Source organism: Corynebacterium sp. MSK310, from assembly GCF_030227355.1.
GTDB lineage: Bacteria > Actinomycetota > Actinomycetes > Mycobacteriales > Mycobacteriaceae > Corynebacterium > Corynebacterium rhinophilum.
The window spans coordinates 260,638-272,857 of record NZ_JASPFZ010000001.1 but is presented as its reverse complement, the minus strand read 5'-3'; the positions used below and the strand labels follow the sequence as shown (position 1 = coordinate 272,857).

The following is a 12,220-nucleotide window of genomic DNA, read 5'->3' as shown; positions in this document are numbered from 1 at the left end:
TACGTTTCCCTTAAGCCAATTGCAGGTTCAGAGAACACTAGCCGTGTGCACAGGGTGCGCCCGCGTCTGCCTTCGTTGAGAGCACGGGCGATAACGAGGAATTAGCGGTTAGAGGGCTGCTCGCCTTCCCCACCATTGAATCCGTCATCATTATTGTTCTCACCGTTGTCGCGCTGTGGCTCTCCAGCATTGTCTGCACCACCGCGGGCGAGGTTCTGAGCTTCGCTTTCGGTGCGAACCACCGCCATCTTGTCAAAGGTAAGGGTAACCCCCGGGGAAACCTCGAGGTCCACACTGGTATCGGTGGTTCCGCGCACCACGCCGTGGACACCGCCAGCGGTCACAATGCGATCTCCATTCTGCAGGGAGTTCTGCAGCGATTGCATGTCGTTTTGGCGCTGGCGTTGCTTACGCATCGCCATAAAGGAAGGAATGATGAACAAAATGACAATGATGATGAGAAAGATGATTTCCATAACTTTCCAGTATGCCAGACTGTTTGGTTCACAAAAACCATGGGCTAGTTCCACCTCACTGACACCATCAGCGAGGTGTTCATGCTCCCTTAAAACAGCCCAATTGCCCCATCCGGAGGCGTCAGGCCCAGGTGCTGCCAGGCGGCTGCGGTGGCTACTCTGCCCCGCCCGGTGCGCGAAATCATGCCCGCGCGAACCAAGTACGGCTCGCACACCTCCTCCACAGTGGAGGGTTCCTCACCAACGGCGATGGCCAAGGTATTAACACCCACCGGTCCGCCACCATGACCATTGATCAGGGCATTAAGAACGGCACGGTCTAGCCGGTCCAACCCCATTTCATCAACATCGAATACCTCCAACGCCCCCTGCGCGGCGGAAAGATCGATGCGCCCGGTGCCATTGACCTCCGCATAGTCGCGCACGCGGCGCAGTAGGCGGTTGGCGATGCGCGGAGTGCCGCGCGAACGCGAGCCGATTTCAACGGCGGCATCATCGTCGATGGCGACGTCCAAGATATGTGCCGCACGCTTGATCACATGGGTGAGATCCTCGGTGCTGTAGTACTCCATTTGGGCGGTAAAGCCGAAGCGATCCCGCAGCGGACCAGTGAGCATTCCCGCTCGCGTTGTGGCTCCGACCAACGTAAACGGCGGGATCTCCAAGGGGATCGAGGTAGCTCCCGGCCCCTTGCCCACAATCACATCGATGCGGAAATCCTCCATGGCCATATAGAGCATTTCTTCGGCGGGGCGGGCTATGCGGTGGATCTCATCGATGAAGAGCACGTCGCCTTCCATGAGGTTCGAAAGCATGGCCGCGAGATCTCCCGCCCGCTCCAGCGCTGGACCCGAAGTCATGCGCAGCGACGTCCCAAGTTCCTGCGAAATGATCATGGCCATCGTGGTCTTACCCAGGCCGGGCGGACCCGATAGCAGGACGTGGTCTGGGGTGACCCCGCGGTTCTTCGCGCCGGTCAGCACGAGGGACAGCTGTTCCCTCACCTTTGGCTGCCCAATAAATTCCGTCAGGGATTTCGGGCGCAGGGAGCGCTCGATATCGTGTTCTTCGGCGTGAGCGGTGGCTTCCACATCACTATTGTGCTGTGAATCGTGCGCCTCATTCATTCCCTCCGGGAGGTTGAACTCGGTACGCTCAATATCGGACATGCTGTAGCCTTCGTGTCTTCTTGACGTCGTGTTCTTTTAACCCTGCTTACCCAACTGGGCTAGGGCCGCGCGCAGCAAGGTCGACGTATCCGCCGCGGGGGCTTCGGCATATGCCGCCTCCACCACGGGACGAGCCGCCTTCTCAGTAAATCCTAGGCCCAAGAGGGCTTCAGTAACGCTATCGACAACTGGGCCACCACCGCTTGTTGCCGCCGGCGCCGCATCAGCCGTTGGAGTTCCAGCAAAGCGCTTTACCTTATCTTTAAGCTCCAAGGTAAGGCGTTGGGCCATCCGCTTGCCGACGCCCGGAATAGACTGCAGCGCCTTAACATCCTCCCCGCCAATGGCTGCAGCCAGCTCTTCTGCTCCCATGACGGATAATGCAGCCAAGGCGAGTTTAGGGCCCAAGCCGGACACGGATTGCAGCACCTGGAACATTTCGCGATCGTCATCGCTGGTAAAACCGTACAGGGTCAATGCATCTTCCTTGACCACCAAGGTAGTGAGCACAAAGGCAGTTTCCCCACGGCGCAGGGTTCCCAACGTCTTTGCGGTGGCCAAAAACTTATAGCCCACCCCTCCGCAATCAATAACGCCGTGATCTAAACCAATGTGGAGGACTTCTCCCCGCAATGCCGCAATCATTTTCTACCGTGCCTTCCTACCTGTGTACGCGTTCGCCATGACCTTGTATTTAATAAAACTTAGTGGGTGAGCAGTGTACTAGGGCTTGATGCCCTTCCCCCGCCCGCGGACACCACTGGTCTTTGCACCAAGCCCTAAACCGGTACTATCCATCCTGACGATCGCTGGCGCCCGCCAGCAATGGCAGACAGCCAGCGCCAATGCGTCCGCTGCATCCGCCGGCTTGGGCGGCTCCGTAAGCCCCAGGATACGAGTAATCATCGCCGTCATTTGTTTCTTATCGGCGCGCCCGTTGCCAGAAATAGCCTTTTTCACCTCGGACGGGGTGTACATATACACCGGAATATCCCGCTCGGCGGCCGCGAGCACGAGGACTCCTACGACGTGTGCAGTCTGCATGACGGTCGAAACCCGGCCGCGTTCGAAGACGCGCTCTATGGCAACCACATCCGGCGAATAATCGTCCATCCACTCCTTAGCCGCAACGGACAGCCGCAGGAGCCGCTCGGTTAAATCTTTATCGCTCGGGGTCCGCACCACGCCAACGGAGACGGGAAGAATTGCGCGCCCGCGGCCTGCTTGGACCACGGACAGGCCACAGCGAGTAAGCCCAGGGTCGATGCCCATCACGCGCATGCCTTCGATATTCACACCCGCCCACTCCCCGTTCCGCGGTCTCGTCGTTTCTAGTCTCAATTCCCCATTATGTCTTACACACACATGTTCTACAACACGGCGTGAATTTTAGACTGCCCCAATAAAAACACAACAAAGCTCGGCGCCGGAATCTCCGCATGCGCGAAGACCCGCCACCGAGCTAGTGCCCCAATAAGTGCAGGAACCCTATTCTGCGTTGAGTTCCGCTAGGACCTCTTCCGATAGATCCATATTGGTATATACGTTCTGGACGTCGTCGGATTCTTCCAAAACATCGATGAGGCGGAAGATCTTCTTGGCGTCATTGGCCTCGAGGGGAACCTCAACTGAGGCACGGAAATCGTTATCGGAGTCATCGACTTCGATATCTGCTTCCTTAAGGGCTTCCCTGACAGCCTGCACATCCGTGGGAGCGCAGATGATCTCAAATTTCTCGCCCTGGTCTTTGACCTCTTCAGCGCCGGCATCGAGCACTGCCATCAAGACATCGTCCTCACTCAGCTCACCCTTTTCCACCAAGACATAACCGGTGCGGGAGAACATATAAGCAACCGAGCCGGATTCACCCAGGTTGCCGCCATTTTTGCTCATCGCTGTGCGGACATCGGTAGCCGCGCGGTTGCGGTTATCGGTCAAGCATTCAATCAGCATTGCGACGCCATTGGGGCCATAGCCCTCATACATGATGGTCTCCCAGTCGGCACCACCAGCTTCTTCACCAGAGCCGCGCTTGCGGGCGCGCTCGATGTTGTCATTGGGGACAGAGGCCTTTTTGGCCTTCTTAATCATGTCATCGAGCGTTGGGTTGGCCGCAGGATCACCACCGCCGGTTCGCGCCGCCACTTCAATGTTCTTAATGAGCTTGGCAAATTCCTTGCCGCGCTTGGCGTCATTGGCAGCCTTCTTGTGCTTGGTAGTTGCCCATTTTGAGTGGCCTGACATTAAGTCCCTTTCTAATTGGGTTCTAAATCTGTTGACAATTATACGTGCCCTGCACGAACTGGGAAAAGCGCCTCCATGATACAGACGCTTTTCTAGACGTTATGCCAATTGCCGTGCGCAGAACCGCTACCTAAGTTCTCATCAAGGAACCGAGTCAAGCCTTCTTGGTTGACCAATGCAACGAGTTCACCCTGCTCATTGAATAATTTACCGCGCGCGATCGCCGTTCCTTGCGCTGCTGTGGGCGATACCTGCTCATAGAGCAACCACTCATCCACGCGAAAGGGGCGAAGAAACCATACCGCATGGTCAAGGCTTGCCAGTTGCACCTTCTCCCCCTGGTGCGGAATGAGCGCCGCCCGGATAAGGGTCATATCGGACATATACGTCAGGGCGGCGCGGTGGAAGGCGGGATCACTCCCAAGCTCACCGGTATTGCGAAACCAAATATGGCGATATCCGGCACCTGTCACCTCCGCGGCGGCATCATCGCGGCCCTCATCGGGCACCAAACGAATATCCCAATCGGCCCACTCCTTCAAGATAATCCGGGTGGAATAGGGCGCCCCGCCGCCACGACGCGCGGCTTCATCGGGGCTTAATACCTGCGGTGCCACATCCTGATGTTCGGGACCTGCATCACCATCGCGGTGGAAACTAGCCAGCATAATAAAGACGAGGCGGCCACCCTGGATGACCCGAACCTGCCGGCTGGCAAAGGAACGGCCATCACGCAGCCTTTCTACCTGCAACTCCAGCGGCTTTTTCGTATCACCTGGGCCAACGAAATAACCATGGAGGGAATGCACCTGCTTGCCCTCCACCGTCCTTTGCGCCGCGGCAAGGGCCTGCGCAGCAACTTGCCCGCCAAAGGTGCGTTCAATCTGCGAGGGGATCGCCGGGCCAGAAAAGACATCCGCGTCTTGGGTGCCTTCTAATGCCAAAACCTCAGAAATGGTGCCCACAGTCATCCTTTCTTGCGCGCCTACTATGCGCTACATCACGTAAGTCTTCGTCTGCCTTGCCACCCTACTCCCCGGGGCAGCCCAACCCCGGTGACGAGAAATCTGATTCGAGCTACTCAACGACCAAATTATTCCCTAGAATCTTTTGGGTGAAAAGATTTGCGACAGTTCCTGCGGTATGGGTGGGCTGGGTGCTCGCCCGCTTGGTTTTGGTCTATTTTTTGAAGCTCGACCAAAGCGCACGCGGCGATGTTGCCTATTATTTCGCCGGCCTTTTTGGCACCGATCCTACGAAGATGACCGAATACCCCCACGCGGGCACGTGGCCCACCATCATCTTAAGCTGGTTCACCGGTGGAGACCGCGGCGTATTCTATATCGGCTTTACCATCATGGCGCTGCTTGTCGATGCCACCTTCCTCGCCCTCCTGCTGCGCCACCACGAACGTAATAAGCGGGTTTTTCTCGCCGGCTGGTTCTGGGTATTTTTTGGCACGGCTGCAGGACACGTCTTTGTGTGGCGCCTCGATATTTTTCCTGCCGTCGCCGTCGCCGGTGCCGCAGCGCTTCTTATTTCTCATCCCCAGACAGGCGCCGTCCTATTGGGCTTCGCTACCACCATGAAGCTCTGGCCAGGCGTCCTCGCGGCTGGACTGGTAGGGCGTTTTAATAACTCTAATTCCTGGCTGCGATTGGCGTCCTATTTTGGCTCCGTTGCTGCTCTTTCTGCGTTCACAGTTTTTACCTCCGGTATGGACCGACTCCTTTCCCCACTGAATTATCAGGGGGTGCGCGGACTCCAACTCGAATCCGTTCCGGCGACATACTTGCTATTGCAGGCACATCTCAACCCGGGTAAATGGCGATTAGGTTATGCGCCCTCCAAGAGCTTTGAGATTTCTGGCCCGGGAGTCGATACCGCCATCATGTGGAGCACTATCGCGACGGCCGGGATGCTGGTATTTGCCCTGAGCTGGGCGCTATACCGTTTCTTCGCCGGAGGGTGGACCTCGCGAACGACCATCGCCTTCTTCACCCTCATGGTGCTACTACTCATAGCCACCAATAAGGTATTTTCGCCCCAGTACATCATTTGGCTAGGCCCCCTCTTCGCTGTGGTCATACGCCAACAGCTCCCCGCCGGGTTTGTACCCATCAAAATCTGTCAGGGCCTCCTCGCTGTATGCGCAGTTGCAGCCGCCGCGCTTGGCACCTACATCTACCCTTTCCACTATGACTACGTGTGGAAGTATGTGGGCGAAAATCTGACTCCGGTCTACGTGCTCGTCGCCCGCAACGTCCTCATCCTCGTAGCGGTGCTCTTTGCGCTTATATGGTTCATCCTTGAGGTGAGCTTGTCGCGACGCATAGAAAAAGCCATCGTGGCAGCAGGCGGCTTGGAAACAAGCCCGGAAGCCGGCGCAGAGAACGCGTCCTCGCCAAATACGGGGCGAATTAATGTGCCCGGTTCTGACACCCCTGCCGCGTCTGAAGCGAGCACCGATGCCGCTAAGGAGGTAACGCGCGGCTAAGTTTTTAATCCGCCAGCATGTAGTCGAAGTACTCAGGTAATTTAGCGGTTCCGCCGAGGCGGAAGAAACGCACTGCTGGGCGCAGGCGCAGTGCACGCGTATCGCTGACTGCCTCGTTATAAAAACGATGCGCTAACTGGATGCGGCCTTCTGCATCCGCCAAGGCGGCAGGGCGCTGGCCTACCGGAAAATCGCGCACAATGGCGGCCGAAAGCTCGCGTTCAACCATGGTGCGGGCTTGAAAATGCCCTTGCGAAAGCTCCGTGGATTCGGCCTTTTGTGCCAAGGCCGCAAGATCCGGGGCAACCGCCGCCGTTACCGCCGCTCGCCGGTCCAGCGCAGCCTGCAGCTGCGCCAGCGCAGCATCGGTGCGGATGTGCAGGAAATTTAGTCGCTGCGCTGTGAAAATGGCCCACGATCCCACAAGAATGAGCATAAGCAGCGCGATGGTTATTTCTATCGCCATCATCGCTTCACCCTCACCTTCGTGCCATCTTGCACCGTTTCATAAACTTGCATGACCGCCGCGGCAACATGGTCCCAGTCATACATCTGGGCGCGTTGCACGCCATTGCGCACCAATCGCCGCCGGTAGTCACCATCATCCAAGACCTGGTTGAGCACGCGTGCCAAATCGGTGGCATCGCCAGTGCGGAATAGTGCTCCCGCAGGCTCTTCCGATTCTGCGTTGCAGACCGCACGAAAGGCCTCTAAATCAGAAGCCACGACGGCCGCACCGGCGGCCATTGCTTCTACCAGCACGATGCCAAAGCTTTCCCCGCCCGTATTGGGCGCCACGTAAACATCGGCCCGGCCTAAGATCTGTGCCTTTTCTGCATCGCTAACGCGCCCGACAAAGTCCACGCCCTCGACCTCGCGGGCGCGGCCGCCGCCCATAATGGTGACGCGAATATTCTTATTGACCTGGCGCAAAGCGGCTAACAGGATGTCTAGGCCTTTGCGCGGCTCGTCGAGGCGGCCGAGGAAGACGACCTCGAGTGGGGCATCGGCAAGCGCGGGCTGGCTTTTCTTGCGCGCTAGGGCGTAGACGGAGGTATCAACGCCGTTGGGAATCAGGACAGGATCACCACCCAATTGCTCCACCTGCCAGCGCCGCGCCATATCCGATACCGCAATGCCTCCGCGAATCTTTTCCAAAAAGGGTACGAGCAGCGGCTTTGCCAGGGTAAGGATGAGGGAATTCGCCGCCGAGGCGTGATACGTCGCCACCATGGGGCCATGCGCCACGGCCAAGGCAGTCATGGAAAAACTGGGGGAATTGGGCTCGTGGATATGCAGGACATCAAAATCGCCGTCCTGGATGAAGCGCTTGACCTTGCGCGTTACCTTCGGCCCCACCGACAAGCGCGCGACCGAGCCGTTATACGCAATCGGGAAGGCAGGTCCACCCTTAACCACAAAATCCGGCAGTGGTGTGGTTTCCGCGGCGGGACCAAGGACCTGGACAAAGTGGCCTTGTTCTATAAAAACGGTGGCCAGATCAAGGATATGAGCCTGCACGCCACCAGGTTCGTCAAAAGAATACGGGCAAATAATACCGATGCGCATTAACTGGAACGTTCCTTTCGCGCTTGCCGGCGCCGCTCCACGTCCTCATTCCATTGCGGCTGCAGCATGTGCCAGTCCGCGGGGTGGCGTTGGATATTAGCCGCAAACCCATCCGCCATCCGCTGGGTGGTCGCTTGGACATCGGTAACCTCAACTTCTGGCGACACCGACAAGCCCCAGCCATCGCCTTCAAACCACGAGTGCACCACGTGGAGCGCCGCGCCGGTTTCAATGGCTAGCTGCGCGGGACCGGCCGCCATATTGGCTTCCTCATCCATGAAATCTACCGTGATGCCGCGGCGGGTAATATCGCGTTCTGCCAATAGGCACACTACCCCTCCCTCCTGCAGGGCATCCTTCAGGCGTGCAAAGGGAGGGGCCGCGCCACCGGTAAGCGGCAGGACCTCAAAACCCAGTTCCTCGCGGTAATCCACGAAGGCATCAAATAACACCTCCGGCTTTAAACGCTCCGCCACGGTGGTAAATTGCCCGTAGTGGCCCACCAAGAAGACCCCAGCCATATCCCAATTGCCGGAGTGCGGCAGCGCCAAGATGACGCCGCGGCCAGACTGCGCGGAGGCATCAAAGTGCTCGAGGCCTTCCAAGCCGCTCATGAGGCGCTCATGGAGTTGGGGATCCGCGTGAATCGCGGGCAGGCGGAACGCCTCCATCCAATAGCGCATATATGAACGCATGGAATCACGCACCAGCTGGCGGGTGACGTTTTCTGCCCCCACTACGCGGGTGAGGTTTCGTCGCAGGCCGTCCATGCCGCGCCCGTGGTTACTCGCGAAATCCGCCACCCACCGGAAGATGGTGCGCGCTACCGGTTCGGGCAGCCGGCGAACTACCTTCCAGCCCGCCAAATACCCGGCCGCTGCTACATCTTCTTTATCCCACATGGTGCCGGATCCTCCAGAAAAGTTTGTGCGCAAACCACGAACTAGCCGGAACGATAGCCCCCGCTGCGCCCATGTTCGCTTGATTTACATCTCGGCGTCTTGGCGCGCTGCAATGGCAATGCGCTGGTACACGGTAAATATTGAGCCTACTGCCAAGATCCACAGCGATACCGCCGCGGCGTACTCTACGCCCAAGCCCTCTAGGCCAATGCCGCCTAAAGCCAAGATGAGGCGCTCGGGGCGCTCAATCAGTCCGCCCACCATGGTGAAACCGGAGGCCTCTCCCCTAGCCTTGATATAGGAAATGACCTGGGAGCATACCAAGGTAATGAGGCAGGCCGCCACGGTCCATTTGGACGCGTCTGCGGTATACACCAGCCACCAAGCGATAGCGCAGAATAATGCGCCATCGGTAATGCGGTCACAGCTCGCATCCAGCGTGGCGCCGAAAGCGCTCGATTTACCGGTCAGGCGGGCCATGGTGCCATCGAGCATGTCAAAGGCGGCAAAGAGGCCGGATAGTACTGCAGCGATAAAGAGGTGGCCGGTAGGAATGAGGATCACCGAAATAGCGATGGTCACAATAGTGCCTACAACCGTGACCACGTTGGGTGTCAATCCCAACTTTAAAAAGGTCTTGGCTATAGGTTCCACCACCACGGCGGCGGGCTTTCGCCCATGCACGCTAAGCACGCGAGTCCTCCTCTTCCATGTCACGCCAACCCTCTGCCAGGACACGACGGGTGTCTTGCAGTAGTTGCGGTAATACCTTAGTCCCATCGAGGACAGTCATAAAGTTACTATCCCCGGGCCACCTTGGCACCACATGCAAATGCAGGTGGTCTCCCACTGAGCCGCCGGACGCGCGCCCCAGGTTAAAGCCCACATTAATGGCCTCTGGCTGTGAGACGCGCTTGAGCACCCGCACGGCCTTTTGGGCAAAGGCCATGAGCTCGTGGGATTCCTCCTCGGTGAGGTTTTCCAGCTCGGATTCCTTGCGGTACGGCACCACCATGAGGTGGCCGGCGTTATAGGGGAACAGATTGAGCAGCGCATATACCGACTCACCGCGCGCAATGATGAGTCCATCCTCATCACTGCCCTTGGGTGCTTCCACGAAGGGATCCCCGGACCGCTGCGCGATATAGGCCATCCGGTACGGCGCCCACAGTCGCTCCAACCGGTCCGGCTCACCGGCACCGGTATCGACGAACGTCTCCTCGCTATGTCCCTTCTGCGGGTTAGCGCCGGGCACGAATGAGCTCTTCTGTCGGCTGCTCGTTGGTGCGCTCTGCCACCCACGTGGAGATGAGCTCAACGGCTTCCTCGACGGGCACTCCATTGACCTGCGTGCCATCCAAGAAGCGGAAGGACACCGCACCGGCTTCCACATCGCGGGCACCGGCGACCAGCATGAAGGGCACCTTACCTGTCGTGTGGTTGCGGATCTTTTTCTGCATGCGGTCATCGGAGGTATCCACGTCCGCGCGAATGCCCTTGACGCGCAGCTTGGCGGCGACGTCTTCCAGATGCGGGACGAAGTCATCCGCAACGGGAATGCCCATGACCTGGTGCGGTGCCAACCACGCCGGGAAGGCGCCCGCGTAGTGCTCAAGGAGCACACCGAAGAAGCGCTCGATGGAGCCGAAGAGGGCCCGGTGAATCATGATCGGGCGCTTCTTCGTGCCATCGGAGGCAGTGTACTCCAGCTCAAAACGCTCGGGCAGGTTGAAGTCCAGCTGCACCGTGGACATCTGCCAGGTACGTCCAATGGCATCGCGAGCCTGGACGGAGATCTTCGGCCCGTAGAACGCGGCGCCCTCAGGGTCAGGAACGAGCTCGAGGCCGGATTTTTCCGCCACAGACTGCAAGATCGTGGTCGAGCGCTCCCAAATCTCATCGGAGCCGACAAACTTATTGGGGTCCTTGGTGGAAAGCTCCAAGTAGAAATCGGAAAGGCCGTAATCCTCAAGCAGCGAAATGATGAAGTCCAGAACCTGGGTAAGCTCTTCTTCCAGCTGCTCTTCGGTGCAGTAAATGTGGGCATCGTCCTGGGTAAAGCCGCGCGCACGGGTCAGGCCATGCACCACGCCGGACTTTTCGTAGCGGTAGACCGTACCGAATTCAAAAAGGCGCAGCGGCAACTCACGGTAGGAACGGCCGCGGGATGCAAAGATCAGGTTGTGCATCGGGCAGTTCATCGGCTTGGCGTAGTAGTCCTGCGGCTCCTTGACTGTATTTCCCTCGGCGTCATACTCGCCATCGAGCTGCATCGGCGGGAACATGCCATCGGAGTAGAAATCAAGGTGGCCGGATTTACGGAAGAGGTCGCCCTTGGTGATGTGCGGGGTATTGACAAAGGAGTAACCCGCCTGCACGTGGCGGTTGCGGGAGTGGTTTTCCATCTCCATGCGCACGGTCGCGCCATTGGGGTGGAATACCGGGAAACCGGAACCGATTTCATCCGGGAAGGAAAACAGGTCTAGTTCTTGGCCCAAGCGGCGGTGATCGCGCTTTTCTGCCTCTTCCACCATGGTCTGGTAGGCGGCCAATGCGTCCTTGGACTCAAAGGCGGTGCCGTAGATGCGCTGCAGGCCAGCGTTAGCCTGGTCGCCGCGCCAGTAGGCGGCGGACGAACGAGTCAGGGCAAAGGCTGGAATATATTTTGTGGTGGGAACGTGTGGGCCGCGACATAGGTCAAACCATTCCACCTCATTGGTGCGCGGGTTCACGTTGTCATAATGCGTCAAGTCACCGGCACCGACCTCGGCGGCCTCATCGGAGTCTGGGTCCACATTGCCCTTGTCCTGGATAAGTTCCAGCTTGAAGGGCTCATCCTGCAAGGCCTGCTCTGCCTCAGCCGTGGACACGTAGGTGTGGCGCTCGAAGCGCTGGCCACCCTTGATGATCTTCTTCATCCGCTTTTCCAGGGCCTTGAGATCCTCCGGGGTGAAGGGCTCAGCGGTCTGGAAATCGAAGTAGAAGCCGTTTTCAATGGATGGGCCAATGCCCAGCTTGGTGCCGGGGAACTCGGCTTGCACGGCCTGGGCCATGACGTGGGCGCAGGAGTGGCGAATGACGGCGCGGCCATCTTCCTCACAGGCGGCTACCGGAACAAACGTCGATTCCTCATCCGGGGTGTGCGAGAGGTCAAAAAGAGTACCGTCCACGCCGCGGACTACCACGACTGCCTCTGGGCCCTTATTGGGCAGGTCCAGCTCGCGGAGGACCGCGCCAACCGCTTGTCCGGCCGGCACGGTGAAGGATTCGTAATTTACCGGTGCCGCGGGAATAAGTTCCGCCATATTCGCGCTCCTTTTTGCGCTCGCGCAGATACGGCATACCTGGCCGCATCCACTAGTT

Annotated in this window: 13 protein-coding genes; 1 reads left to right on the top strand and 12 read right to left on the bottom strand. The window is 58.5% G+C overall.

What is annotated here, in order from left to right; genetic code table 11:
- Positions 1 to 101: 101 nt before the first annotated feature.
- From yajC to QP891_RS01290, 6 genes are all read right to left on the bottom strand, one after another.
- Positions 102 to 476, bottom strand: coding sequence for a preprotein translocase subunit YajC (gene yajC, locus QP891_RS01315; RefSeq protein ID WP_284769708.1), 375 nt, complete (start codon positions 474 to 476; stop codon positions 102 to 104).
- 89 nt (positions 477 to 565) lie between these two features.
- Positions 566 to 1,645 carry a Holliday junction branch migration DNA helicase RuvB gene (ruvB, locus tag QP891_RS01310; protein ID WP_284784229.1) on the bottom strand — a complete coding sequence of 360 codons (1,080 nt, stop codon included), beginning with the start codon at positions 1,643 to 1,645 and terminating at the stop codon, positions 566 to 568.
- A gap of 36 nt (positions 1,646 to 1,681) precedes the next feature.
- Complete coding sequence (ruvA, locus tag QP891_RS01305; RefSeq protein ID WP_284784230.1) at positions 1,682 to 2,290, bottom strand: Holliday junction branch migration protein RuvA; 609 nt, start codon at positions 2,288 to 2,290, stop codon at positions 1,682 to 1,684.
- Positions 2,291 to 2,368: 78 nt separating this feature from the next.
- Complete coding sequence (gene ruvC, locus QP891_RS01300) at positions 2,369 to 2,941, bottom strand: crossover junction endodeoxyribonuclease RuvC (protein ID WP_284784233.1); 573 nt, start codon at positions 2,939 to 2,941, stop codon at positions 2,369 to 2,371.
- 192 nt (positions 2,942 to 3,133) lie between these two features.
- Complete coding sequence (locus QP891_RS01295) at positions 3,134 to 3,889, bottom strand: YebC/PmpR family DNA-binding transcriptional regulator (RefSeq protein WP_284769704.1); 756 nt, start codon at positions 3,887 to 3,889, stop codon at positions 3,134 to 3,136.
- 92 nt (positions 3,890 to 3,981) lie between these two features.
- Entirely contained in the window at positions 3,982 to 4,860 is an 879-nt protein-coding gene (locus QP891_RS01290; RefSeq protein WP_284784236.1) for an acyl-CoA thioesterase, read from the bottom strand.
- Positions 4,861 to 5,003: 143 nt separating this feature from the next.
- Here QP891_RS01290 and QP891_RS01285 point away from each other — a divergent pair, with 143 nt between their 5' ends.
- Positions 5,004 to 6,386, top strand: coding sequence for a DUF2029 domain-containing protein (locus tag QP891_RS01285; RefSeq protein ID WP_284784238.1), 1,383 nt, complete (start codon positions 5,004 to 5,006; stop codon positions 6,384 to 6,386).
- A 4-nt stretch (positions 6,387 to 6,390) separates the two neighbouring features.
- Here QP891_RS01285 and QP891_RS01280 read toward each other — a convergent pair whose 3' ends face one another.
- The 6 genes from QP891_RS01280 to thrS all read right to left on the bottom strand — a co-directional run bounded on the left by QP891_RS01280 (position 6,391) and on the right by thrS (position 12,162).
- The gene (locus tag QP891_RS01280) at positions 6,391 to 6,852 is read right to left on the bottom strand and encodes a hypothetical protein (protein WP_284782247.1); all 462 of its coding nucleotides are present in this window, start codon (positions 6,850 to 6,852) and stop codon (positions 6,391 to 6,393) included.
- Complete coding sequence (locus QP891_RS01275) at positions 6,852 to 7,955, bottom strand: glycosyltransferase family 4 protein (protein WP_284784239.1); 1,104 nt, start codon at positions 7,953 to 7,955, stop codon at positions 6,852 to 6,854. The genes QP891_RS01280 and QP891_RS01275 overlap by 1 nt, the downstream gene beginning before the upstream one ends.
- Positions 7,955 to 8,857, bottom strand: coding sequence for a phosphatidylinositol mannoside acyltransferase (locus QP891_RS01270; protein ID WP_284784241.1), 903 nt, complete (start codon positions 8,855 to 8,857; stop codon positions 7,955 to 7,957). Before QP891_RS01270 ends, QP891_RS01275 begins: the two co-directional genes overlap by 1 nt.
- 84 nt (positions 8,858 to 8,941) lie before the next feature.
- On the bottom strand, positions 8,942 to 9,550 hold the full coding sequence (gene pgsA, locus QP891_RS01265; protein WP_284769698.1) for a phosphatidylinositol phosphate synthase: 609 nt from the start codon (positions 9,548 to 9,550) through the stop codon (positions 8,942 to 8,944).
- A complete protein-coding gene (locus tag QP891_RS01260; protein WP_284784242.1) occupies positions 9,543 to 10,112 on the bottom strand; it encodes an HIT family protein in 570 nt (189 codons plus the stop codon). Before QP891_RS01260 ends, pgsA begins: the two co-directional genes overlap by 8 nt.
- A complete protein-coding gene (gene thrS / locus QP891_RS01255) occupies positions 10,099 to 12,162 on the bottom strand; it encodes a threonine--tRNA ligase (RefSeq protein WP_284784243.1) in 2,064 nt (687 codons plus the stop codon). Before thrS ends, QP891_RS01260 begins: the two co-directional genes overlap by 14 nt.
- Positions 12,163 to 12,220 lie beyond the last annotated feature (58 nt).